Genomic DNA, 23941 nt, shown 5'->3' on the forward strand with positions numbered 1-23941 from the left:
GGCGTTCACCGACGTCGCACGCCTGCGGAACGCAAGCCGGATGCCGGTCTGGCGCCGTCCTTAGCCCGGGTGGTCCCGGGGCGGAAGCTGGCGGCTCCCCCCGGGGCCATGACAAATGGTTTGGCCTGTCAGGGACCGGCCACGAGGCGCGCCTTCCGGGTCGCCTGATCGAACATGGCGTTCAGCGCCTCCTGGATCTCGCTGGCCGAACTCGCGGTCCGGAAGTAGCCCGACGAGGCGCAGTTCTGCAGCGTCCCGGGCACGCTGGGAATGAGCCCGTTCACCACGACGTTCTCGTAGCCGACATTGCTGTTGAACGGGGTCGCGAGGGGCACGTAGGGGATGTAGAGCACCGAGACGGTGACGCCCTTGTCCTTGAGGGTCTTGCACAGGGCGGGATCGAGCAGCTTGGCCTGCGATCCGGTCCAGCCACTCTTGTTGTCCCAGTACTGGTTGTTGCCGACCCCATCGGTGATGAAGAACACGAACGGCACCGCCTTGGCGGCGCTGGAGCCGTCGCCGACGACCTTGATCTTGGTGTTGATGGTCGCGAAGACGTTCTCGTAGTGGGTCCCGCCGCTGCCGCGCGGAACCGTCGAGTCGCCGATATCCATGTAGTTCTCCAGGTTCACCGAGGAGAGTGAACCCAGGTTCGTGGTGATGTCGGCTGCCGTCTCGAGGTAGCTCACGAACGGGTACAGGCCGATCCGGTACTGGTTGACCAGGGTCTGGTTGGTCTGGGCCTTGGCGATCAGCTGCTGGACCGCGTTGCTCACCGTGGCGATGCGCAGCTCGATGTTGTTGTTCTTCGCGATGTTGAAGCCCTTCGAGCCGGTGAAGTGGCAGGCGAAGGCGCAGTTGTTGCCCTTCGCGTCGGCCATGTCGGGGTTCAGCTTGGCGAACTGCACCTGCGCCGTGCTCGAGGTCGGGAAGCCCATCGAGCCCGAGGTATCGAGGAGGAGGTAGAAATCCGTGTAATTGCCGAGGGTCAGGCTCGAGGTCGAGACGCCCGACACCGCGATCGAAGTCAGGTTGCCCATGGCCCGGCTGAAGGGCGACTCATAGCTCGAGGCATAGCTGGCGGACGCCGACACCACGTTGCCGGTCCGGGTCACCGTCAGGTTCGGTGTTAGGGGCAGGCTGTTCAGCATCGGCCCGGCATTGACCCGGAAGGCGGCCAACCCGCGGGTCTTGGCCAGCGCCAGGGCGGAGGCGGTGGGGTCCGCCTCGTTCTTGGGATTGGTGGAGATGTAGTCGCGGGCGGTCGCGATCGCGGTGATCGTGGCCGCGTCGGATGCGCGGTCGAAATGGGTGCGATAGTTGATGCCGCGGACGTAATCGACGCCGAGCCCGGTCAGGCCGATCAGCGGGATCAGCGCCAGGGCGAAGACCATGAGCACGTTGCCGCCGCGCTCATCGCGCAGGCGCCGCAGCAGGCGCCCGGCCGGAGAGATACGGTGCGTGGGATCGGCGCGCATGGGACATGCCTCGGGGATCAGGGGCAGGCATTGGCGGAGGTGATCCCGCCGCTCGAATCGAAGGTGATGGTCGTGACGTAGCGCGGCGCGAAGTAGAAGGACTTCGCGATGTCGATCGTGCCGACGACGGATTGCAGGATGAGGGGCTTGTAGCTGAAGACCACGTCGGCCACGACGAGGAAGCCCGGGCCGAAGGTGTCGCTGGGCAAGGTCGTGGGGCTCGGTCCCGCCGTGTTGGGCGCGGCGACCGGCGGCGTCGAGCAGGATCGCTTCTGGCCCGAGGTCCAGGTCACCTTCGGCGCATAGGTGCAGTTGGCGGTGCAGCTGGCGACGGTGGGGGTGAACTGGATCCCCGACAGCGACCATTTCAGCAGGCTCCAGACCGAGACGTTGGCGTCCCTGGCGGCCTGCATGGCCTCCGGGAACATGACCAGCTGGGAGCGGGAGATCGCGAGGATGTCGGTCTGGGTGATCTTACCCGTGTCGTTGCGCGCCACGAGATCCGCCAGGGTGCTGGCCGCAAGCTCGATCTTGCGCATGTAGATGACGTAACGAACGAGATCGAAGGTCACCGCCGAGAGCGTGATCAGCAGCGGCAGGATCAGCGCGAACTCGACGATGGCGATGCCGCGTCGATCCCGTCCGAAGCGCGTGAGGGTCCGGCAGGTCATGGCGGCGTCAGCACCCGGTCGAGACGCTGGCGGTGGTGAACGGCTCGTTCCGGAACGCCACCGCGGCCCGGGCGAACACGACCGAGGTCCCGTTCCAGGTCGTGTTCAGCTTCAGGGCGATCCAGACCGGGCTGAACACCGGCACGGCGTAGAAGACCTGGATGTAGCCGTAGGTGCCGGGGGCGCCGGTGCAGTACGCCGTCTGCGCGTTGTCCATCGGCACCGGCACGAGGCTCTTCTCGTCCGGGCTGACGAAGACCGAGTAGCCGCCGCCCGACCCGGCCAGGGTGGTGGTCTGCAGGCTGGTGACGATGTTGCCGCAGGACAGGCCTGCGATCAGGTTCCGGCAGACCACGGCGCTGCGGAATCCGTTGGCGGTGGAGGCCGTATCGGTCAGCGCGCCGATCATGATCGTCCGGCTGGAATCGGCGGTCGCCTTCTCCAGGGCCGCGTAGCAGAAGACGTACAGGCCGCCCTGAAGAATTTCGATGAACACCAGGATGAAGAGCGGCATGACGAGGGCGAACTCGACTGCCGTCGCCCCGCCCGAAGATCGGCGAAAGCGGCTGAGACAGCCGGTTTTCTGGGCGCCGCAGGACGTGGGGCAGGACATGGGCGTGCCGAAACCGATCGAGTTCTGATGACGCGGGTCGCTTGGCCTTGCCATCACGGTCCGACGGGAAGGTTCCTCTGATGTCGTTTCGAACAGTCGGTGCCGAGATCCCGTATCACCCAGCGATGCACGCCAAGCCTTAAAGCCGGATTACTGCATTCCACGAAGCGCGCCCGCATCCCCGCGGCCCTGTGTAGCGGCCGACGGCCTCGACCGACCGGGGCGGGCGGATTCCGGTCCAGGGGGCAGGGCGGGGCCTCATGCGGCCACGGGGCTGGACATTGGCGCCGACACACGGAATCTGCCCGCCACGCGGCCCATGCCATCGCCGTCCCGTCCTTCGCCGTCGTGAGAGAGTCCCGAGAGTCCCATGAGTGAACGCATCATCCTTCGCGCCGGCGAGGCCCTGGTCGCCGGCGGACCGCCGAATACGGCCTCCGAGCCCGAGGTCATCATCGGCGAACTCGACGGTCCGGTCGGTACGGCCCTCGCCACCCTCACGGGTGACCAGGTCGTCGGCCACAGCCGCGTCTTCGCGCTGCTCAACACCGACATCATGGTGCGCCCGGTGACGCTCTGCGTCTCGAAGGTGAGCGTCACCGAGAGCAAGTACACCTCGATCCTGATGGGCACGGTGCAGTTCGCCATCGCCAACGGCGTGCTCGACGCGGTGCGTGCCGGCTACATCCCGAAGGAGAAGGCCAACGACCTCGGCATCATCTGCTCGGTCTGGCTCAGCCCCGGCGTGATCGAGGCCGAGACCGTCGACCACAAGGCGCTGTTCGACATCCAGCGCCGGGGCATGACCGAGGCGATCCGCAAGGCCATGACCAACGAGCCCTCGATCGACTGGCTCCTGGAGAACCAGGACAAGATCATCCACAAATACTACCAGATGGGTCTCGACGGAAAGATCTGATCGGTCCGAACCGCGGCTCCGGCGGATCGGCACGACCGCACAGCCTCGAAGTTCGGCGCGATGCCATTCGAGCCGATCAGTCCGGGGGCTCCCGTCACTGCGGGAGACATCGACGACAGCGCTCCGGCCCCCGATCGGGCCGTCGGGGCGGCTGTCGCGACCGGATCTCTCGCGGGGGCGCCCCGCCTGATCGGGCGGGGGGAGCCGAGGACGTCGCGCGTGCACAGGCGGCGCATGCAGGCCGCTCCGGGGGGCGGGGCATCGGCCTCACGGGACGCCCCCTTTGCGGAGGCGCCCCGGTCATGCAAGAGGGCGCCGATGAGCCCGCTTTCGTCCGATCCCACCCCGGCAGACCCGATGGACCCGACCCAATCCCCGGCCGGGCCCGTGATCATCCTGGTCCAGCCGCAGCTGGCCGAGAACATCGGCATGACCGCCCGCGCCATGGCGAATTTCGGGCTGTCGGAGCTCCGCCTGGTGGCGCCGAAGAACGGCTGGCCGAAGAAGGGCGTGCGCGAGGCGGCCTCGGGCGCCACCCATATCCTCGACGGCGCGGTGGTCTACGCTACCCTCGGCGAGGCGATCGCCGACCTGCACTACGTGCTGGCGACGACGGCGCGCGAGCGCGGGCAGATGAAGCGGGTCTTCGCGCCGGACGAAGCCATGCGCGACGTCGTGGGCCGGGCCGGCCAGCGGGTCGGCATCCTGTTCGGGCGGGAGCGCTCCGGCCTCGACAACGACGAGGTCTCCCGTGCGGACGCCATCGTGACCTTCCCGGTGGATGCCCGCTTCTCCTCCCTGAACCTCGCCCAGGGGGTGCTGCTGATGAGCTACGAGTGGCGCCGGGCGGCCGGGCTCTCGGTGCTGCCCTTCACCGGCGAGATGCTGTCGCCGCCGGCGACCCGGGAGGCGATGGCCTCGCTGTTCGCGACGCTGGAGGACAATCTCGCCGCCGCCAACTTCTATCCGCCGGAGAAGCGGGACATCATCGCCCGCAACATGCGCGACATGCTCCATCGCATGGCCATGACCGAGCAGGACGTGCGCACGATGCGCGGCGCGCTGCGAGCCCTGACGGCCCGTCGGCCACGCCCGCTGAAATAGAGCCAAGCACAGGCGGTCTTAACCCCTGCGCGAGAATTGCGTGTCACGGTCGTTCGCCATGACGACCGATCGGCTCATCACGCCTGCAGGCGAATTCGCCACCCGTGCCCACGAGGCGGCATTCCGGACGGAGCGGCTGCCGCGAACGCTGCGCCACACCCGGGCCGTCCTCTGCGCCTGCCTCGCGATCGACCTCCTGCTTCTCGTCAACGACCTCAGCCTGATCGAGACCCTCGGCGCGATCCGGGCGCTGCTGGTCGCGCACCTCGCCATCCTCGCGGCGACGCTCGGCGGTCTCGTGGCCCTGCGGTCGGTCAAGGCCTTCGCGTCGCTGCAGCGATGGCTCCTGCCGTGGCAGGTCGTCGTCGGCGTGGGTTTCGGCGCCCTCTGCGCCGCGCGCCCCGAAATCCCGGTCCTGGCGGCGCTGCTGGTGCCGACCGTGTTCATGCTCGTCGTGCCCCTCAGCTTCGTCCGGACGGCGCTCACCGGAACCGGTTCGGCCCTGATCCTCGTGGCGGGCATCCTCGCCCTGCGGTCCCCCGGAGAGGTCAGCCTCGGCCTCGCGAGCGAACTCGCCCTCGGCCACCTGACGGTCCTGCTCTACATCGCCCGGACGAACCGCCTGCGCCGCCTCGAATGGTCGGCGGCCGACGTGGAGCGCCGGGCGAGCCTGGAGCTCGCCGAGAGTCGGGAGCTGTTCGAGACGATGTTCCGGGCCGTGCCGGTGCCGATCGTCGTCTCCCTGGCCGCCAACGGGCAGATCGTCAGCACCAACGATGCCGGCGTCCGGTTCTTCGGCCTCGCCCCCGGCGATACCCTGGCGAACTACCAGAACCGGAACTTCATCGGCGCCGCCGACCGCCGCCGGATGCAGGCGGTGCTGGAGCGGCGCCAGGCGATCCGCGACTGGGAGACGAGCATCGTCGTCCTGTCCGGCGAGCGCCGGGACGTGCTCCTCTCGATCGAGAGCGTTCAGATCGACGGCACCGCCTGTCACGTCTCCAGCTTGGTGGACATCACCAGCCGCAAGGCCGCCGAGGCCCAGATCCGCTCGGCCGCCCATCACGACGTGCTCACGGGCCTGCCCAACCGCGCGCTGTTCCAGGCCACCCTGGAAACCGCCTTGGCGAAGGCGGAGAGCCAGGCCACGCCGGTCGGCCTGATCCTGCTCGACCTCGATGCCTTCAAGGAGATCAACGACACCCTCGGGCACGATTCCGGGGACGCCCTGCTGAAGGAGGTCGCCCTGCGCCTCTGCGGCGTGATCGAGCCGACCGACCTGGTGGCCCGCCTCGGCGGCGACGAGTTCGTGGTGATCTGTCCCGGCCGCGATGCGGTGGGGCACTCCCGCATCCACGACCTCGCCCGGCGCATCCTCGACGTGCTGCACCCGCCGATGCCGATCAGCGGGCGGATCGTGGCGCCGCGGGCGAGCCTCGGCCTCGCCCTCTATCCCGACCATGCCGGGAACTCGGCCGACCTGTTCACCAACGCGGACCTCGCCCTCTACGCCGCCAAGGCCTCCGGGCGGAACCGCGCGACCCTGTTCGTGCCGGCCCTGCGGGCGGACATCGAGGAGCGGGTGGCGATGACCCGCGAGATGCGCGCGGCCCTCGACGGCGGCGGCGGGCTCGAGCCGCACTACCAGCCGAAGATCAACCTGGTCTCGGGGGCGGTGATCGGGTTCGAGGCCCTGGCGCGCTGGCAGCACCCCACCCGCGGCCTGCTCGCGCCCGGTGCCTTCTCGGCCATCTTCGACGATCCCGAGATCGGCGTCGCGGTGGGCGACGTCCTGCGGCGGCGGATCATCGCCGACCTCCTGCACTGGACCAGCCTCGGGCTCGATCCCGGCCGCGTCTTCCTCAACCTCTCCTCGGCGCAGTTCGCCCAGGGCGACCTGGCCGGGACCTTCCTGGACGACGTCGACGAGGCCGGCCTGGCGCGCAGCCGGATCGGCGTCGAGGTGACGGAGACCGTCCTCCTCGGCAGCCACGGCGACCGGGTCAGCGACGTGCTGGCCGCGCTGCACGGCTCCGGCATCCGGGTCGCCCTGGACGATTTCGGCACCGGCTACGCCTCGCTCACCCACCTGAAGCAGTTCCCGGTGGACGAGATCAAGATCGACCGCAGCTTCATCCGCGACCTGGAGCGCGACGCCAACGACGCCGCCATCGTCACCGCCGTGCTGCAGCTCGGCCGCAGCCTCGCCCTCGACGTGACCGCGGAGGGCGTCGAGACGGCCGAGCAGGCCGCCTTCCTCCGGGACGGGGGCTGCACCAACGCCCAGGGCTATCTCTACGGTAAGCCGATGCCGGCGAGCCGCGTCCCCTGGTTCCTGCGCAACCGTCCGGATCTGCTCGGGGATGCGGATGCGGAGCCCGCCCTGCAGACGGCCTGAGTCGGGCCGTCGCCCCACGGACGGTTTGCGCGCGCGCGCCCGCCGCGGGCAGCGCCTGCGCGGCGGCAGGTTCCTGCACACTCGGACACGACTGCGACGCCCATTGCCCTGGAGCGGGCGGACTTGGTGATGCATCGTCCAGACGTCGCGGCCGGGGGGCGAGACTTCACGGGCCTCTCCGCCCGCCTCGAGGCCACGGACACTCGAAACGCGTGGCGCGTTCGCGCCTGAATGCACGCGAGCCCGCGGTCTTCCGTGTCGATGCCAGTCGCGGTGACTAAAAATCGTCCCGCGATAAGGGTGCTTGTGGGGCGACAACGGAGATTTCAGAATCAGAAAGGCTGTTTGAGATCAGGAAGAGCCAAATTCGTTCACTTGTGGTTGCATGTATTCGTGCCTCATCTGATTTGCGGACCCGCTCGATTGATGACATTATCATTTGAAAGTTTTAGCGGGCCATGAGGATATGCACGTCGACAATCTCAAGTTCTCTCCAGCCCAGTTTTTAAACCTCGTCGAGAGCCATGGTCTGACGGGGACCTGGGGGTGGCATTTTGCCGAGAACCAGCACGTCTGGTCGTCCGGCCTGTACCATCTCCTCGGCGTCGATCCCCGGACCACGCGGCCGAGCTACGACCTGCTGGTCGGGCTCGTCCTGCCGGAGGATCGGGGGAAGCTGGAGAGCGGCAGCGACCTGATGCAGGGCACCTCCCTTGGCAGCCAGACGGTGCGGTTTCGCCGGCCCGACGGCGCGATGCGGGTGCTGTCGGTGCGAAACGAGATCTACTTCGACCCGGACGGGCACCCGCGCGGGGCCGCCGGCGTCGTCCGGGACGTGACGGACCACGAGAGCCTGCGGCAGGCGCGCCTGGCCGACCAGCGCCGCAGCCGGGTCCTGTTCGGGGAGGGGGGCGCGCAGAACCAGTTCGGCGAGACCGCACGTCCGTTTACCGCGTCGTTGGACTCGAGCCTCGCAGAGCCGGATTGGGCCAGATTCACCCCGCCGCCGGAGGCGACCACGCCGGCGCCCGGCATGCCGTTCGACGAAGGCCTCGACCCGCCGATCGACGGGCGCCACCTGCGCGCCGCCCGCGCCCTGCTGGACTGGTCCATGTCCGATCTCGCCCAGGCGTCCGGCCTGTCCCTGTCGACGGTGAAGCGCATGGAGGAACAGCTCGACGCGACGGCCCAGCAGTCCCGGCACAAGGCGGTCGAGACCCTGCGCAAGGCCGGGATCCGGTTCTCCCGCCTGGATGGCGGCGTCATCGGCATCGGGCTGCGGGAATCCACGCCCTCCTGACGGTGCCCGGGCGCCGCCGACACGGCCAAGGGACCCCGGCGCGCCGGGCGGCGCTTAACCTTGCGCGAACCATGTCGACAATCGGCATGGAACCATAAGGGACCTGACAGATCGCAGCCGTTAAGCTTGGCCCCAGACAGGCGAAGCGATGCAGATCGATCTCCAAACCCTCTGGTACCTGACGGTCGGGACGCTGCTGGTGTCGACGTCCCTCCTGCTCTGGGAACGGCAGGCCCACCCGGCGCGCGCGCGCGGCCTCGCGATCCTGGCCGCGGGGCTCGTGGCCTTCGTCCTGGGCTGCGTCGTCGCCATGAACCGCCGGCACGTGCCCGTCGCCGTCGGCATGGGAGCGACCAACCTCCTGATGATGTCGGGCTACCTCCTGGTCCTCAACGCGGCGGCGAGCCTCGACGGTCGCCGATACCTCCGCGCCTCCCTCGTCGCCCTAGTTGCCCTCGCGGTCCTGTGGGCGGTGGCCGGAGCGCACTTTCCCACCGCCTTCTGGAACCACGTCTCGGCCCTGCCCATCGCGCTGGCCTCCGGCCTGACCGCGTGGCTTCTCCTGCGTAGCCGCACGGCCCGGGGCTTGCGATCCCGGCCGGTGGCGGTCTCGATCCTGGCCTTCCACGCCGCGTTCTATCTCGGCCGCGCCTTCGTCGTCCCGCTCGTGGTCCAGTGGTCCGGGCCGGAGATGCTCGCCATCGTGGCCAAGGCGACGATGTTCGAGGCAGTGCTGTATTCGGTGGCGATGCCGATGTCGTTCCTCGCCCTCGTGCGCGAGGAGGAGAAGCAGCACCTCCTGCGCCTGTCGCACACGGACCAGCTCACGGGCCTGGCGAACCGCCACGCCTTCTTCGACCAGGGGAGTCGGATCCTGCGGGAGCGGCAGGGCCGCCCCGTCGCGCTCCTCGCCTTCGACCTCGACCACTTCAAGGCGATCAACGACCGCTACGGCCATCCGGCAGGCGACGAGATCCTGAAGCTGTTCGCCGAGACCGCCCGTGCCGGCGCGGGCCCCGACGCGCTGCTGGTCCGCCTGGGCGGCGAGGAATTCGCCGCGCTGCTGCCCGACTGCGACCGTCACCAGGCGCTGAGCCGCGGTGCCCTGATCGCCAGCCGCTTCACCGCGGCGGCCGGGCGGGCCGAGGGCCCCGGCATCCCGGCGACGGTCAGCATCGGCCTCGCGGCGCCGGACCGCAGCGACCTGAGCGCGATGCTGGCCAGCGCCGATGCGGCCCTGTACCGGGCCAAGGGTCTCGGCCGCAACCGGATCGAGGCGGCGGCCCCGCAGGCGCTCTCCGCCGCGGCCTGAGACCCGGCTCCAGCGCCAAAACCGCCCTCGTCCGTCGTCCCTGACACCGCCCGGCCTCGGCCGGCGGCCGATTCCTGTCCCGGGACCGGGACCGGGACCGCGCGCAGCCGCAGCAGGCACGCCTGGCCGAGCCGCGGCGCCGGTCAGCGACCGGTTTCGCCAGGGCCGCGAGCAGGCGATCGACGACCGCCCCCTGCGCGCCGCGCGCGCTGGCCTCGTCGATGACCGACTTCGCCCTGGTGGACGCCCTGCGCCGGCGCGGCATCCGCGTCTGCCCGATGGAGGGCGGCATCATCGGCGTCGGCGTGGCCTGAGGCGCAAACCCTTCCGGAGAAGAGGGGCCGGCCTCAGCCCAGCGGCGCCAGCGCCTGCTCGACGTCGGCGATGAGATCCTCGACGCTCTCCAGGCCGATCGAGAGGCGCACCGTCTCGGGGCCGACCTTGGCCGCCGCCTTGTCGGCGGGGGCGAGCTGGCGGTGGGTCGTGGTGGCCGGGTGGATCGCCAGGGACTTGATCTCGCCGATGTTCACCAGGTGCGAGATCAGCTTCAGCCCCATGATGAACTGGACCGCCGCCGCCTCGCCGCCCTTGAGCGCAACCGTGAAGATCGAGCCCGGACCCTGCGGCACGTAGCGGGCGGCCATGGCTTCGCCCTCCTGGCCCGGAAGGGCGGGGTAGCTGACCCAGGCCACCGCCGGGTGGTCCTTCAGGAAGGCCGCGACGGCGCGCGCGTTCGAACAATGCCGCTCCATGCGCAGCGGCAGGGTCTCGATGCCGGTGAGCGTCAGGAAGGCGTTCATCGGCGACAGGCCGGGGCCAAGCTCGCGCATGCCGAAGACGCGGCAGGCCGAGGCGAAGGCGAAGTCCGGGAAGCGCTCGGTGAGCACGAGGCCGTCATAGTCGGCCCAGGGCTCGCTCATCAGGTTGTAGCGGCCGGGGATCGCGGCCCAGTCGAAGCGGCCCGCATCGCAGATCACGCCGCCGATGGTCTGGCCGGAGCCGCCGAGGAACTTCGAGGTCGAGTGGATGACGATGTCGGCCCCGTGCTCGATCGGCCGGATCAGGGCCGGGGAGGCGAGGGTGTTGTCGACGACCAGCGGCAGCCCGTGGCGGCGCGCAACCTCGGCGATCCCGGCCAGGTCCATCACGGTGGCGCAGGGATTGACGATGGATTCGCAGATGATCGCCCGGGTCTCCGGGGTGATCTCGGCCTCGAAATCGGCCGGGGTCAGGCCCTTGGTAAATTGCGGCTTGAGGTCGTAGCGCCCGTCGAGGCGGTTCATCAGGCCGAGCGAGCCGCCGAAGAGCCGCGAGGAGGCGACGTAGGCCTCGCCGCTCTTCATCAGGGTCATCAGCACCATGAGCACGGCCGACTGGCCCGAGGCCACCGCCACGGCGGCCTTGGCGCCTTCCAGGGCGGCGACGCGGCGCTCCAGGGCGGCCACGGTCGGGTTGGAGCCGCGCGAGTAGGAGAACCCGGTGCGGCGCATGGCGAAGATGTCCGCCGCCTGCTGGGTGTCCTCGAAGACGAAGCCGTTGGTGAAGTAGATCGGCTGGGCCCGGGCGCCGGTGGCGGGGTCGGGGGCGGCGCCGGCATGGATCGCCTGGGTCGCGAAGCGATGGGTCTGGGTCTCGGTGGCCATCGGGGCCTCCCGTCTGTGAAGGTCGGGGGAGTGGTCAGGCGGCGCGGCGGGCGAAGGCGCGCAGGGTCCGGACCAGGGTCGAGGGCTCGTAGGGCTTCGGGATGAAGCGCGCCCCGTCGGGCATGTCGTGCGGGCCGGGCGTGCCCATGCCGGAGACGACGAGGACCGGGATGCCGGGCCAGCGATGCGCCACGAGGCGGGCGAGGGCGAAGCCGTCCATGGAGCCGCGCGGCATGTCCACGTCGGTCATCAGCACGTCGACGTCGCCGCGGCTCTCCAGCACCGAGAGGGCGTTGTCGGCGTGGCTCGCCTCCAGCACCTCGAACCCGGCATCCACGAGGGTGTCGGCGGCTTCCATCAGAAGCAGGCCGTCATCTTCGACGAGGAGCACGACGGGCAGGTCTGTCGACGCCTGCGGCTCCGGGGAATCTTGCCTCTCTGGCGGGTTCTGCGTCATCGGCGGCCGGACGATCTCGCGACAGGGGTGAGACGGCGGCCTATGCCCCGCCGACGGTGTCGTCAATAACGGCCGGTGTCGCGCGTCCGTTTCACCGGGGCGGCCAGGCGCCGCTCCGGCATCCCGGGGGCGAAGGCCACCGCGAGCCCGACCAGGGCCGCCAGGATGGCCAGGAACGCCAGTCCGTCGTTGATCTGTTCCACGCACGCCCAGTCCATCGAAGCCAAGGCCGACATCGCCACCTCCGGTGAACGCGACCCGAGCCTCGGCCCAACGTGGTAAAGGGAAGGTTAACACGGCCCCGCTCAGGCGTTGAGCGCGGCGTCGAGGTCGGCGATCAGATCCTGTGGATCCTCCAGGCCGACCGAGAGGCGCACCACCTCGGGCCCGGCGCCGGCGGCGATCCGCTGCGGATCGGTGAGCTGGCGGTGGGTGGTCGAGGCCGGGTGGATGATGAGCGAGCGGGTGTCGCCGATATTCGCCAGGTGCGAGAACAGGGTCAGGTTCGAGACCAGCTTGACGCCCGCCGCGTAGCCGCCCTTCAGCCCGAGGGTGAACACCGCGCCGGCGCCGTGCGGCGTGTAGCGCCGGGCGAGCTGATGATACCTGTCGGTCTCCAGCCCCGGATAGCTGACCCAGGCCACCGCCGGGTGGCTCTGCAGGAAGCTCGCCACCGCCAGGGCGTTGTCGCAGTGGCGCTGCATCCGCAGCGGCAGGGTCTCGATGCCCGACAGGAGCAGGAAGGCGTTGAAGGGCGCCAGCGCCGGCCCGAGGTCGCGCAGGCCCAGCACCCGCACCGCGATGGCGAAGGCGAAGTTGCCGAATGTCTCGGCCAGGACCTTGCCGGCATATTCGGGCCGTGGCGCCGACAGCATCGGGAAGCGCGCGTCGCCGGCCCACGGGAAGGTGCCGCCGTCGACCACGAGGCCGCCGATGGAGTTGCCGTGGCCGCCGAGGAACTTCGTCGCCGAGTGCACGACGATGTCGGCCCCGTGCTCGAAGGGCCGGATCAGGTAGGGGCTGGCCATCGTGTTGTCGACGATGAGCGGCAGGTTGTGGCGCTTGGCGATCTCGGCGAGCGCCGCGATGTCGGTGATGACCCCGCCCGGATTGGCGATCGACTCGCAGAAGATCGCCTTGGTGCGCGGCGTGATCGCCCGCTCGAACGAGGACGGGTCGTCGGTCTGGGCCCAGACCACGTTCCAGCCGAAGTTCTTGTAGGAGTGGTTGAACTGGTTGATCGAGCCGCCGTAGAGCCGGTCGGCCGCGATGAACTCGTCGCCCGGCTGCATCAGGGCGTGCATCACCAGGAACTCGGCGGCGTGGCCCGAGGCCACCGCCACGGCGGCGGTGCCGCCCTCCAGGGCCGCGACCCGCTCCTCCAGCACCGCGTTGGTGGGGTTGGTGATGCGCGAGTAGATGTTGCCGAAGGCCTCGAGCCCGAACAGCGAGGCGGCGTGCTCGGCATCGTCGAACACGAACGAGGCGGTCTGGTAGATCGGCGTGGCACGGGCGCCCGTGGTCGGGTCGGGCACCGCGCCGGCATGGATGGCCCGCGTGTTGAAGCCGGGCAGACGATCGGTCATCGAAAAAAACCTCCCGGGCCCGCCGGCCCGCACACGCCTGTGGTCTCGTGCCCGTCCTCTACGCCCCGCCCGACGGCGGCGGAAGAGGACAGCATCCGCTGAAACGAACGATGGTTCTTTATGCCGGACGTGCCGGAGGGTCAAGGCGCGACGGGCCGGCGCGACGCCGCGTCCCGGGCACGGAAGCGTCCGCTTTCACACCGTCTTCGTGCTGCAACGCAAAAGCTTTGCCGCAGAACCAATACAGTTCTGCATTGATCTGCTTTAATATCTATCGCGACCAGAGGTACAAAACATCGCAGCGGAATAGAAACCACGCGAAACCAGCCATAGGTTAATGCGGGCCACGGGGTGGGCAAATCTAGTGCCTCCTCTCGCATGGAGGAAAGCCCATGGCAACGAATACTCAGAACAACACAAGCTCTGCCATAAACGCCGCCCTGATCGACGAGCAGAACCTGCTCTCCCTGCTCGCCCCCTACACCCTTGCGCCCACCGGCACCGGGCCGCTCGCCCCGGAGAACCCGGCCATCAACGCCCTGGCGGAGGCCACCGGGACGGTGGTCGCCCAGCTGGTGCCGTCGAACAATTCGGGGGTCAGCGGCGAGGCGATCCTCCACCTCGACAGGGCGGCCGGCCGCGTCAGCCTCGACGTCATCGCCAGCGGCCTGACCCCGGGCCAGATCCACCCGCAGCACATCCACGGCTTCGACAACGACGCGCCGTCGCTCCTGCCCAACATCACCCTCGATGCCGACCGCGACGGCTTCGTGGAGGACCCGGAGGGCGCGCCGGTGGTGGCGCCCGCGCTCCTCAGCGGCACCGCCTCCGGGGCGGTGACCGACGTGGAGATCTCGCCCGACTTCCCCACCGCCGACGCCAACGGCAACCTGCGCTTCCACCAGGACTACCAGTTCAACCTCGCCGACCCGAACCAGGCGGCGATCTTCGAGAACCTGGAGCAGCGCCTCGCCGGGCGCGAGTTCCAGATCCACGGCCTCGCCGTGGCGGCCGGGGAGGGCGCCGGCACCGGCAACGAGGTCGACGGCAGCGCCGGCTACAAGATCGCCCTGCCGGTGGCCAACGGCATCTTCCTGCCGCTGGCGGCGGTGGAGCAATCCGTCGCCGACCTCAGCGAGACCTACCGGTTCTACAACGCCACCAGCCAGGACCACTTCTTCACCAACAGCGCCGCCGAGCGCGACCAGCTTCTCCTCGGCGCGTCGGGTTACCGCTACGAGGGGGTCGCCTGGGAGACGCCCGCCGACGGCCTCGGCACGGTGGACGTGTTCCGCTTCTACGACACGCAGAACGGCACGCACTTCTACACGGCGAGCACCACGGAGCGGGACCAGCTCCTCGCCAGCGCGCCGAGCTTCCACCTGGAGGGCGTCGCCTTCCAGGCCTATGCCGACCCGGCGGTGGCCGGGACCGGGGCCGAGACCGTGGAGCGCTTCTACAACACCGGCTCGGGCGCCCACACCTTCACGGCGGACCCGGGCGAGATCGCCGCGATCCGCGGCGGCCAGGCCGGGGCGAACTGGGTCGACGAGGGTCAGGCCTTCACGGTCCACGCGCCCCTGAGCGAGCTGCACGCCTGAGGGCCGATCCGGCGGGCGGACCCGTCCGGGCCCGCCCGCCCCCGGAAGGCAAGTGTTCCGCGCCCAATCCCCAGCATTCGGCGCTATCCTGCCGGTCGAAGCTGAGCTATGGCCCCACGCCATGAGCCAGACCGCGACCCGCCCGACCCTCGCCAGCCCGACCGCGGCGCCCGAAACCGTGCCGGCGGCGCGGATTCTCATCGCCAGCTTCGTCGGCACCGCGATCGAGTTCTACGACTTCTACGTCTACGCCACCGCGGCCGCCCTGGTGATCGGGCCGATCTTCTTCCCGCCCGGCGATCCGGCGGTGCAGACGCTGGCCGCCTTCGCCACCTTCTCCATCGCCTTCATCGCCCGGCCCCTGGGCGCGGCCTTCTTCGGCCATTTCGGCGACCGGGTCGGGCGCAAGGCGACCCTCGTGGCCTCCCTGATGATCATGGGCCTGTCGACGGTGCTGATCGGCTGCCTGCCCTCCTACGCCACCGCGGGCTGGTGGGCGCCGCTGGCCTTGTGCGTCCTGCGCTTCGGCCAGGGCGTGGGCTTCGGCGGCGAGTGGGGCGGGGCGGCCCTGCTGGCGGTGGAGAACGCGCCGCCGGGCCGGCGCGCCCTCTACGGGATCTTCCCGCAGCTCGGCGCCCCCGTGGGCTTCATCACCGCCAATCTGGGCTTCCTCGGCCTCGCCCTGGCCCTGAGCCCCGCCGACTTCCAGGCCTGGGGCTGGCGCATCCCGTTCCTGGCCTCGGCCGTGCTCGTGGGCGTCGGGCTCTATGTCCGCCTCAAGCTCACCGAGACCCCGGTCTTCAAGGCCGCCCTGGCGAAGGCCGCCCCCGAGAAGGTGCCGCTGGCGGTGATCTTCACCAAGTACCTCCACGCGACCCTGCTCGGCACCTTCGCGATGGTGGCCTGCTACGCGGTGTTCTACCTCTCCACCGTCTTCGCCCTGAGCTACGGCGTCTCGACGCTCGGCTTCACCCGGCCGACCTTCCTGCTCTTCGAGTGCGTGGCCGTGCTGTTCATGGGCCTCGGCATCCCGCTCTCGGGCTGGGCCGCCGACCGCTTCGGACGCCGCCCTGTCCTGCTCTCCGGCCTCGTCTTCACCGCCAGCCTCGGCCTGCTGATGGGCCCGATGCTCGGCAGCGGCCAGGGCGGCCTCGTCCTCGGCTTCCTCTGCCTCGGCCTGTTCGCCATGGGCTGGCTGTTCGGCCCCATGGGCGCGCTGCTGCCCGAACTCTTCCCGACCCGCGTGCGCTACACCGGCGCCAGCGTGACCTACAACCTCGCCGGCATCCTGGGCGCCTCCGCCGCGCCGTACCTGGCGCAGCGGCTGTCGGAATGGGGTGGTGTAGGTTGGGTGGGGCTGTACCTGGCCGTGGCGGCGGGGATTAGCTTTGTGGCTGTGGCGTTGATGGCGGAGACGCGTGAGGCTGAAATTTAGATGTTAATTTCTTTGGCAGGGGTGCTGTGAAGCAGAAATGCTCTTGTGCGATCTCGCCTGAAATATGTAGGTTTGCACTCAACCGCAAAATGAGCGCCTCACCGCACTAGGTATCCGCGATTGAACTGGAAACTCGCAAACGGCGACGTGATCGACTTGCTTCGTAAGAGCAAGGGCGAAAAATATCGCCTCGTAATTTCGTCGCCTCCCTATAATATAGGGAAGTCTTATGAAAACGACGTAAAAAGATCTCTTGAATATTACATCGTATGGCAGAAGGATATAGCCGACCTAATTGTTGATATGATTGAAGACAATGGAAGCTTATGTTGGCAGGTTGGCAACTATGTTCGCTCAGGCGAACTAATTCCATTAGACAGTATCTTCCTTGACATATTTCGCGCGCGCGGCCTGAAACTACGTAATCGAATTATTTGGAAATTCAATTTCGGACTCAATGCAGATCGACGGTTTTCAGGTCGCTACGAGACACTTCTTTGGTTTACGAAGAGCGAAAATTACATTTTCAATTTGAATGACGTTCGAGTTCCTCAACTCTATCCCGGCAAAAGGCACGCTCCCCGCAAGGGAGCAGACAAAGCGGGAAAACCAAGTGGTAATCCACTCGGAAAGAATCCGTCTGATGTATGGGAATTCTCGGCCCAAAAAGATTTCATAGATAATCCGGTTTGGGACATTCCAAATGTTAAAGCAAATCATCCGGAAAAAACATCTCACCCATGCCAATTTCCGATCGAGCTCGCGGAGCGTTGTGTACTCGCTTTTACTGGCGAAGGCGACAATATCCTTGATCCATTTGTAGGAACAGGTGCAAGTGTTATTGCGGCAGTGAAGCATGGACGGAAGGCTTTAGGTTTCGATAAAGATAATCTTTATCTCAGCATCGCCGAGGAACGGATACGATTGCTGCTGGAAGGCAATTTACCGATACGCCGCCTTGGCACTCCGGTGCGGCGGCCCAGTCAAACCGAAAAAGTGTCTCGGATACCAGATGAGTGGCAAAGTTTTTCCTTAGGAGATAGTGTCGATGCCGCCCCCCAAGTCTAGCAAAAAGGTTAAAAAGGCAAAAAAAACTGTTTCTCCGCAGCTTAAGGCTGAATTGCGCACTAAGAATCAGCACATCAAGCTTGCTAGGAATCTGTTCCGAAACATAGGTTTTACTCGGATAGCGCAATTATCAGATAAAGAATTTGAATTTAAAGGTATAAAATCTGATTTTGATGACATTTTTATTCATGAAAACGTTGTCGTTGTAGCAGAATACACAACGAGTTCAGAAAGCAACGTTTCGGATCATTTGAAGAAAAAAAATTATATATATCAAGCTATTTACAAAGACCCTGAGGTATTCGTTGAATTCCTAAAGGAGAAATATCCTTCGATAAGCTCTTTGTTTCTTAGCAAGTACGCAAACCATCACTTCCAAGTTCGCGCTGTATATTGTTCTTTGAATACCATTAAAAGCGAAACTAAGTCTCAAGTGATTGATATCTCATTCCTTGATTATAATGTCCTTCGATATTTTGAAAATGTTTCGGGTACGATTAAATACTCTGCCAAATATGAGTTTCTTGCATTTTTGTCAGTAGAGGCAAAAAATTTTGGGTCGTCGGTTATTGCTACTACGGCGGGATCTGGTGATTATTACTCTGGGTCAGTTTTGCCGGGGACTCACTCTCATTTCCCTAAAGGCTTTAAAGTTGTATCCTTTTACGTAGATGCGTCGGCGCTTCTGTCGCGGGCATACGTGTTACGGCGCGATGGGTGGAGAGACGAGTCAGATATCTATCAGCGAATGATTTTAAGATCAAAAGTAGAAGGCATCCGCAAACATTTGCTCGATGGTAATAATGTTTTCGTTAATAATATTATTGTTACTTTGCCGTCAAATTCACAGCTTGTGACCGAATCAAACACAACTATAGACGTAGCCGATATTAAAAAAACTACTCCGGGTAAGGTAAACCTTCCTGTAGAATATAATTCTATTGGGCTGATTGATGGCTAACATCGAGTTTATTCTTATCACGAAGGTGGCACGCAAGAAGATAAGATGGTCAACCTTCGCAATCAACAAAATCTACTTGTTACAGGTATAATGTTTCCAGCTAAAATGGCAGAAGCTGACCGTATAAGATTCGAAGCTAAGCTGTTTCTAGAGATAAACGCGAACCAGACGACGCCCAAGTCTGATCTCAAACAGGAAATTGGCCTCCTCCTGAAACCCTACTCTCCCGATTCAATAGCAAGAAAAGTAATGAATAGTATTAACGATGGCAAAGGGCCACTCAATGGACTTTTTGTCAAATATTTCTTTGATAAGTCTAAGCTCAAAACAACCACTATTGTCTCATATGGGATCGTACCATTAGTTCGCATTCAGGAACATGATACCTTGTTCCAGCACTGGACTTACGATCAGAAAGTGAATGTCGCCAAAGGTGATGACTCCGAGGGTCTCGAAAACTACATTAAATATTGCTCTAAGAATTTAGATCTATTTTTCGCCGCAATCAGGGCTGTTGTATCGAAAGAAAAGTGGACAGTCGATAAAAAGGCCGGTGGCATTCTCAACACTACATTCACAAACGGGGTGATTTCGCTTTTTCGTCGACTAGTTAAGCTTGGAAAAATTGGAAGTTTTGAATATTATATTCAAATTTTGTCTGAGTTAGAAAAGTTTGACTTTAACTCCTACAAGTCTAGTCAATACAACCAAATGGGAGAAGCTCTTTTTTCTATTATATCAACCAAAATAGAAAGCACAAAACTAATTTAGTTGATACATTTATGAAACGTGGCGGATCGACAGTTTCAAGGATATTTCGATTACCGGACACCGATCCATCACCACCACACATCCCTGATCCTCAGCCCGCTCCGCCGCCGCATCATCGCGCACCCCGATCTGCATCCAGATGAAGCGCGGCGGCTGGGGGAGGGCGAGGGCCTCGTCCACCACCCCACCCGCTGCGTCGGAACTGCGAAAGATCTCGACCATGTCGACGGGCTCGGGCAGGTCGGCGAGGCGGGCATAGACGGGCTGCCCCTGGAGCGTCTGTCCGGCGAGCCCGGGATTGACCGGGATCACGCGGTAGCCGCGCGCCAGCAGGAAGGCCATGACGTGGTGGCTCGCCCGGTCCGGGTTGGGCGAGGCGCCCACCAGCGCGATGGTCCGGGTCTCGGTGAGGACCCGGCGGATCAGGGCGGGGTCGTAGGCATCGTGGGACTGGCGCATCCTGGATCTTGTCGGGCAAGCGGCGGCGTGCTGCAAGGCTTCGCGGGTCGTCGATAAGATTCCCGGCCAAGACTCGTGGCCAAGATGCGCCGAGTGTCCGCAAGTCGTCGCGCGGTCGTCCCGCCGCATCGGGGCGGTGGCGGCCCGGTGAACCGGAGTGTCCGTCCATGTCCGAGACCCTGCCGCAGACGCTCTCCCTGGAAGAGACCGTGGCCTTCCTCGAATCGGCCTTCCCGCAGATGGACGCCGGGGGCCGGACCTACCACCTCGTCGAGGTCGGCCCCGGCCTCGCCCGGATGCGGATGGACCACCACGAGCGCCACCTGCGCCCCGGCGGCACGGTCTCCGGCCCTTCCATGATGGCTTTGGCCGACTACGCCCTCTACGCGGCGATCCTCGCCAGCCTCGGCCCGGTGGCGCTCGCCGTCACCACCAGCCTCAATTTCAACTTCCTGCGCAAGCCCGGACCCACGGGGCTCCTCGGCAGCGCCCGCCTGCTCAAGCTCGGCCGGCGCCTCGCCGTCGGCGAAGTCCACATCACCGGCCCGGACGGCGGCCCCCTGGTCTGCCACGCCACCGGCACCTACGCGATTCCACCCGGCGCCTGACTCCGTTGCCGGCTCGGCTCTCGGACCTTCGCGGGTGGTGCGGCTCCCCCGTCCCGGCCGGAGCGGGCGCCCGTCGCGTCGGGCCCGAGTTCGCCGGAGCCCCGATCCGGCGAATCGCGCCGACTCACGGCTGCGCCAGGACCCGGCACAGGCGCTCGGTCATGGTGTCGAGCCGGCGCCGCAAACGGGCCGTCTCGGCGGGGTCCCCGGTGGCTCCGAGGGCCAGGGTCAGGGACCCGACCTGGAACGCGAGGTAGCACGGGGTGAGGCAGGCGATCAGCTCGGGGTCGATGGCCCGATCCCCCGCGACCTCGACACGACCCGCGAGGTATACACGGGCGTTCTCGGACAGTCCGAACTCCTCCGCGGCGCCGACCACATCCCAGGCGATGTCCTGGCAGCCCACGAGGTCGTGCCCCGCCGCATGGTCGAGGGCATCGGCCTTGAGGAGCCGCCCGTCGGGCAAAGCCAGCCATTTCCAGGGCTGCATCCGGTTGTCGGTCTCGACCCGGCGGACGCTCCGCTCCAGGGCCGTGAGCCGACCGGGGGTCCAGCGGTCGAGGGTGGCCGCCGCGGGTTTTCCCAATGCGGTCAGCACGTTGTGCCGGGCCATCGCCATCAGGGCCTGCAAATTTGCCCCGTTCTCCGCCCCATCCTTAGCCCCTGCCGGGAAGGTGCGGGCCCGGTACCCGAGATAGTCCCCGATCCGCTCGAGCCAGGCCGACCCGTCCGCCGCCTGCAGGGGCATCGCCGTCCCGTGCCAGCGCTCCACCAGGAAGCCGTGCCGCAGGCCCACCACCGCGGGGATGAACCCTGCCGCCGACAGCGTCCGGGCCCGCGCCAGCTTGGCCTCGGCGGGGGCCCCGAGCCCGGCGAATTTCAGATACCAGGTGCGATTGTCCTGCCGCCACAGGAACTTGCGCCGCTCCTGCCAGGCGTTCACTGGCGGCCAGTCCGCCGTGTCGGCATAGAGGTGCCGGCGCCACGCGCCGCCGGAGACCTCCTCCAGCGCCGCCCCGGCCCCCTCCGAGACCCAGGCCGCGAGCCCCTGCTCCGGCGCGCCGATCACCGCGTCGGCGCTCACGATGTGCTGCCGCATCCGGTCCCAGCGCCGCCTCTGCGCCGCTCCCGCCTGCGCCCCCGGCGCCCCGTCATGGCTCGGGAACAGGGTGATGCGCTCCTCCGCCACCCCGAGCCGATCCAGCGCGTCCAGCACCGCCCCGAACGAACTGCCCGACAGGCCCGGCCCCTCGTCGACCACCGCCACCGGCCCCGTCCACGCCCTGATCTCGGCCGCCAGGGCCTCCGACAGGGCGAGTTCCCGTCCGAACGGGTGCCCCACCGGCCGGACGGTGATGATGCGCCGGCTCCCCAACCCCGCCGCCACCATCGCGGCCAGGGGCGCGCCGATGCTGCGGATGCCGATCACCAGGGTCTCGGGCCCGAGGTCGGAGCGCCGGGCCGCCATCGCGTAAGTCTCCGGGTAGGTTGCGTAAAACGCGAAGCCCTCGCACCAGCGCGCGGTGATCCGCGCCGGCAGCGCCAGGGCGGCGAGGGTGGACATTGCCGGCTCGCCATCCGGCACCGGCCCGCGAAACCCGCTCGCCCAGGAGGCATCGACCGCCTCCGCCAGGGCGAGCATCAGCGCCGTCGCGGCGTCCTGGTCCGGCGCCGGGGCATCGGCGCCGGCTTCGGAAAATGCAGCATCCGCAAGGCCTTGCAGCAGCATGCCCGCGGCGATCAGGGCCGCCGCCAGGGCCTCGTGCCGGGTCCGGTCCCGGCCCGCCGCGGCCGCCCGCAGCCGGGCGGCCACGTCGCCCAGGAGATCGCGCGGGTCCGTCGCGCGGTCACGCTTGCCGAAGACGATCACGCGCCGGGGAGGCTCCCGCCGGGGGCGTAGCGGCGCACCATGGCGGCGCAGAAGGCTGCGTATTCCGCGGGGTCGATCGGCGGGCTGGTGTGGTGCGGGGACAGCCCGCGATGCTCCGGCGTGAAGCAGAACGTCACGGTGACGTCGAACGCCTCCAGCGCCCGCATCTGCCGGTCGAACCAGTCCAGCGCGTTGGGCCGGAAGCTGTCGGCCCAGGACAGGCCGGTGCGCAGGTAGGTGACGCCCAGGCGCTTCATCCAGGCCACCGCCTCCTCCAGCCGATGGTCCTCGTAGTGGAACCACTGGCACAGGCCCAGGGCCGGCGTATGCCGCGCGAACGCCTCCAGGGCGCGCTTGGGCGTGCCGTCCTGGTTCAGCAGCCCCATGTGGAAGTGGCGGTAGTAGGAGGAGCCCTCCGCCTCCCGGTGCCGGGTGGTCGCCTCCCATTCCCGGGGCAGGTCGTAGAGGCTGTACCAGTGGATGCGCGGCGCCTGCCCGATCAGCAGCTCCGCCGTCCGGTCGACGCCCCAGAGTTGCACCTCCTCGGCGCCGAAGGTCGAGATGCCGACCTCCGAGACCCAGACCGGCAGGTTCGTGACCGCGCGGATCTCCGCGATCTTGGCGGGCCATTCGTGGATCTGCCAGAGATTCCAGTCGAGGGGAAAGCCGTGCACAGCCACCGCATCGACGGCGTCGAGGGCGCCCGCCCGCTCCATGCGCTGGATGAAACCGGGGTCGATCGGCGAGATGCCGCCGAGCACCCGCGGCAGAGTCGGGTTCTCCGCCCGGATGGCGCGGCCCGCGGCCGTCACCATCGCGGCGAAGCGGTGCCAGTCGGGGTCGAGCTCCGGGTCCCAGTGGGATTTGTTGTTGGGCTCGTTCCAGAGCATCACGGCTTCGATCACGCGGGCATCTCCTGGGCGCGCGGCGGCGCCGGATAGACGGCCCCGGGCTCGGGCTTCTCGGCACAGCGGCAGAGATAGACCTCCTCCTCGGGGTGGCCGACGATGGCGAAGCCGCTGGCCCGCAGCATCGCCTCGGTGCAGGCGCGGTTGGGCACCCACCAGTTGGTCGGGTCGCCGGAATACCGGTGCTCGATGAAGTGCAGCTTCGGGTAGCCCGGCTCGGCGAAGGGCGCCGTGGCGAAGAAATCGTAGTCCTCCGCCACCGGGGCGACCGTGGACGCGCCGCGCTGCATCGACTGGAAGACCAGCAGGTCCCCCGCCACCGTCTCGCGAATGAGGTCCAGCGCCAGCAGCGGATGGCGCAGGTGGTAGAGCACGCCCATGAACAGCACGATGTCGAAGCGCTCGCCGAGCGACCCGACGTCGTAGACGGAGCCCTGCACGAACGCGATGTCCTGCCCCGTCATCTGCGCGGCGAAGCGCGCCTGGGCGAGATAGCGATCATCGGAATCGAGGCCGAGCACCCGTGCGGCGCCCCGGCGCTTCATCTCGATGGCGTAGAACCCGCCGTTGCAGCCGATGTCGAGGACGCTCCGGCCCGTCAGGTCGGCCGGGATCGCGTCGGCGAAACCCCGCCACTTCACGGCCGGGTAATCGCCGAGGAAGTGCTCCGGGGCGGTCCAGACGCCGTCGAGGTTCATGTTGTGGAACCAGGGACCGAGCGCCTCGATCTCGCGGCGCAGGGCTTCCGTCCCGCCGCGCGGGTGTTCCTCGGGTCTCAT

Annotated in this window: 22 protein-coding genes; 11 read left to right on the forward strand and 11 right to left on the reverse strand. The window is 66.8% G+C overall.

Translation table 11 applies throughout. From position 1 onward, the window contains the following. Nucleotides 1–128: 128 nt before the first annotated feature. Genes ASF58_RS11945 through ASF58_RS11955 form a run of 3 tightly spaced genes read right to left on the reverse strand, consistent with a single transcriptional unit; the run spans nucleotide 129 to nucleotide 2816 of the window. Entirely contained in the window at nucleotides 129–1478 is a 1350-nt protein-coding gene (locus ASF58_RS11945) for a pilus assembly protein TadG-related protein (protein WP_055952084.1), read from the reverse strand. Nucleotides 1479–1495: 17 nt separating this feature from the next. After that, nucleotides 1496–2149 (reverse strand): TadE/TadG family type IV pilus assembly protein, encoded by a 654-nt coding sequence (locus tag ASF58_RS11950; RefSeq protein ID WP_055952087.1) that lies wholly within the window; start codon nucleotides 2147–2149, stop codon nucleotides 1496–1498. 7 nt (nucleotides 2150–2156) lie between these two features. Further along, the gene (locus ASF58_RS11955; RefSeq protein WP_082513013.1) at nucleotides 2157–2816 is read right to left on the reverse strand and encodes a TadE/TadG family type IV pilus assembly protein; all 660 of its coding nucleotides are present in this window, start codon (nucleotides 2814–2816) and stop codon (nucleotides 2157–2159) included. Between the two features lie 316 nt (nucleotides 2817–3132). On the opposite strand from ASF58_RS11955, the gene ASF58_RS11960 reads away from it, so the two are divergent. The 5 genes from ASF58_RS11960 (at nucleotide 3133) to ASF58_RS11980 (ending at nucleotide 9795) form a co-directional block, all read left to right on the forward strand. Beyond that, the gene (locus ASF58_RS11960) at nucleotides 3133–3681 is read left to right on the forward strand and encodes a formaldehyde-activating enzyme (RefSeq protein WP_055952093.1); all 549 of its coding nucleotides are present in this window, start codon (nucleotides 3133–3135) and stop codon (nucleotides 3679–3681) included. Nucleotides 3682–4038: 357 nt separating this feature from the next. Continuing rightward, on the forward strand, nucleotides 4039–4785 hold the full coding sequence (locus ASF58_RS11965) for an RNA methyltransferase (protein WP_055952096.1): 747 nt from the start codon (nucleotides 4039–4041) through the stop codon (nucleotides 4783–4785). A gap of 58 nt (nucleotides 4786–4843) precedes the next feature. Then, complete coding sequence (locus ASF58_RS11970) at nucleotides 4844–7183, forward strand: EAL domain-containing protein (RefSeq protein WP_055952099.1); 2340 nt, start codon at nucleotides 4844–4846, stop codon at nucleotides 7181–7183. A gap of 466 nt (nucleotides 7184–7649) precedes the next feature. Further along, a complete protein-coding gene (locus ASF58_RS11975; RefSeq protein WP_055952103.1) occupies nucleotides 7650–8483 on the forward strand; it encodes a PAS domain-containing protein in 834 nt (277 codons plus the stop codon). Between the two features lie 148 nt (nucleotides 8484–8631). After that, complete coding sequence (locus ASF58_RS11980; protein WP_055952106.1) at nucleotides 8632–9795, forward strand: GGDEF domain-containing protein; 1164 nt, start codon at nucleotides 8632–8634, stop codon at nucleotides 9793–9795. Nucleotides 9796–10142: 347 nt separating this feature from the next. Here ASF58_RS11980 and ASF58_RS11985 read toward each other — a convergent pair whose 3' ends face one another. The 4 genes from ASF58_RS11985 to ASF58_RS11995 form a co-directional block, all read right to left on the reverse strand. Beyond that, the gene (locus ASF58_RS11985) at nucleotides 10143–11438 is read right to left on the reverse strand and encodes an aminotransferase class I/II-fold pyridoxal phosphate-dependent enzyme (protein WP_055952109.1); all 1296 of its coding nucleotides are present in this window, start codon (nucleotides 11436–11438) and stop codon (nucleotides 10143–10145) included. Between the two features lie 34 nt (nucleotides 11439–11472). Next, nucleotides 11473–11895 (reverse strand): response regulator, encoded by a 423-nt coding sequence (locus ASF58_RS11990; protein ID WP_055952112.1) that lies wholly within the window; start codon nucleotides 11893–11895, stop codon nucleotides 11473–11475. A 62-nt stretch (nucleotides 11896–11957) separates the two neighbouring features. Continuing rightward, nucleotides 11958–12098 (reverse strand): hypothetical protein, encoded by a 141-nt coding sequence (locus ASF58_RS25785; RefSeq protein ID WP_210166875.1) that lies wholly within the window; start codon nucleotides 12096–12098, stop codon nucleotides 11958–11960. A gap of 102 nt (nucleotides 12099–12200) precedes the next feature. Next, nucleotides 12201–13481, reverse strand: coding sequence for an O-acetylhomoserine aminocarboxypropyltransferase (locus tag ASF58_RS11995; protein ID WP_055952115.1), 1281 nt, complete (start codon nucleotides 13479–13481; stop codon nucleotides 12201–12203). 392 nt (nucleotides 13482–13873) lie between these two features. Here ASF58_RS11995 and ASF58_RS12000 point away from each other — a divergent pair, with 392 nt between their 5' ends. From ASF58_RS12000 to ASF58_RS25795, 5 genes are all read left to right on the forward strand, one after another. Further along, nucleotides 13874–15082, forward strand: a complete 1209-nt coding sequence (locus ASF58_RS12000) for a CHRD domain-containing protein (RefSeq protein ID WP_055952118.1) — start codon at nucleotides 13874–13876, stop codon at nucleotides 15080–15082. A gap of 121 nt (nucleotides 15083–15203) precedes the next feature. Then, nucleotides 15204–16517: an MFS transporter gene (locus ASF58_RS12005; RefSeq protein ID WP_055952120.1), complete on the forward strand. Its 1314-nt coding sequence runs from the start codon at nucleotides 15204–15206 to the stop codon at nucleotides 16515–16517. 120 nt (nucleotides 16518–16637) lie between these two features. Then, complete coding sequence (locus ASF58_RS24935) at nucleotides 16638–17585, forward strand: site-specific DNA-methyltransferase (RefSeq protein ID WP_082513014.1); 948 nt, start codon at nucleotides 16638–16640, stop codon at nucleotides 17583–17585. After that, nucleotides 17566–18546 carry a hypothetical protein gene (locus ASF58_RS25790; protein ID WP_156375641.1) on the forward strand — a complete coding sequence of 327 codons (981 nt, stop codon included), beginning with the start codon at nucleotides 17566–17568 and terminating at the stop codon, nucleotides 18544–18546. Before ASF58_RS24935 ends, ASF58_RS25790 begins: the two co-directional genes overlap by 20 nt. Nucleotides 18547–18591: 45 nt before the next feature. Then, the gene (locus tag ASF58_RS25795) at nucleotides 18592–19317 is read left to right on the forward strand and encodes a hypothetical protein (protein ID WP_156375642.1); all 726 of its coding nucleotides are present in this window, start codon (nucleotides 18592–18594) and stop codon (nucleotides 19315–19317) included. A 9-nt stretch (nucleotides 19318–19326) separates the two neighbouring features. On the opposite strand, the gene ASF58_RS12010 is transcribed toward ASF58_RS25795, so the two are convergent. Beyond that, a complete protein-coding gene (locus tag ASF58_RS12010) occupies nucleotides 19327–19776 on the reverse strand; it encodes a CoA-binding protein (protein ID WP_055952122.1) in 450 nt (149 codons plus the stop codon). Nucleotides 19777–19943: 167 nt separating this feature from the next. Here ASF58_RS12010 and ASF58_RS12015 point away from each other — a divergent pair, with 167 nt between their 5' ends. Further along, nucleotides 19944–20384: a PaaI family thioesterase gene (locus ASF58_RS12015; protein ID WP_055952126.1), complete on the forward strand. Its 441-nt coding sequence runs from the start codon at nucleotides 19944–19946 to the stop codon at nucleotides 20382–20384. 124 nt (nucleotides 20385–20508) lie between these two features. On the opposite strand, the gene ASF58_RS12020 is transcribed toward ASF58_RS12015, so the two are convergent. From ASF58_RS12020 to ASF58_RS12030, 3 genes are read right to left on the reverse strand one after another with little or no spacing between them, the layout of a single operon-like run. Further along, a complete protein-coding gene (locus tag ASF58_RS12020; RefSeq protein ID WP_055952129.1) occupies nucleotides 20509–22254 on the reverse strand; it encodes a hypothetical protein in 1746 nt (581 codons plus the stop codon). Beyond that, nucleotides 22251–23159: a hypothetical protein gene (locus ASF58_RS12025; RefSeq protein WP_055952132.1), complete on the reverse strand. Its 909-nt coding sequence runs from the start codon at nucleotides 23157–23159 to the stop codon at nucleotides 22251–22253. The genes ASF58_RS12020 and ASF58_RS12025 overlap by 4 nt, the downstream gene beginning before the upstream one ends. Next, a complete protein-coding gene (locus ASF58_RS12030) occupies nucleotides 23156–23941 on the reverse strand; it encodes a TIGR04290 family methyltransferase (protein WP_055953677.1) in 786 nt (261 codons plus the stop codon). The genes ASF58_RS12025 and ASF58_RS12030 overlap by 4 nt, the downstream gene beginning before the upstream one ends.

This window comes from Methylobacterium sp. Leaf125 (genome assembly GCF_001423085.1).
Classification (GTDB): domain Bacteria; phylum Pseudomonadota; class Alphaproteobacteria; order Rhizobiales; family Beijerinckiaceae; genus Methylobacterium.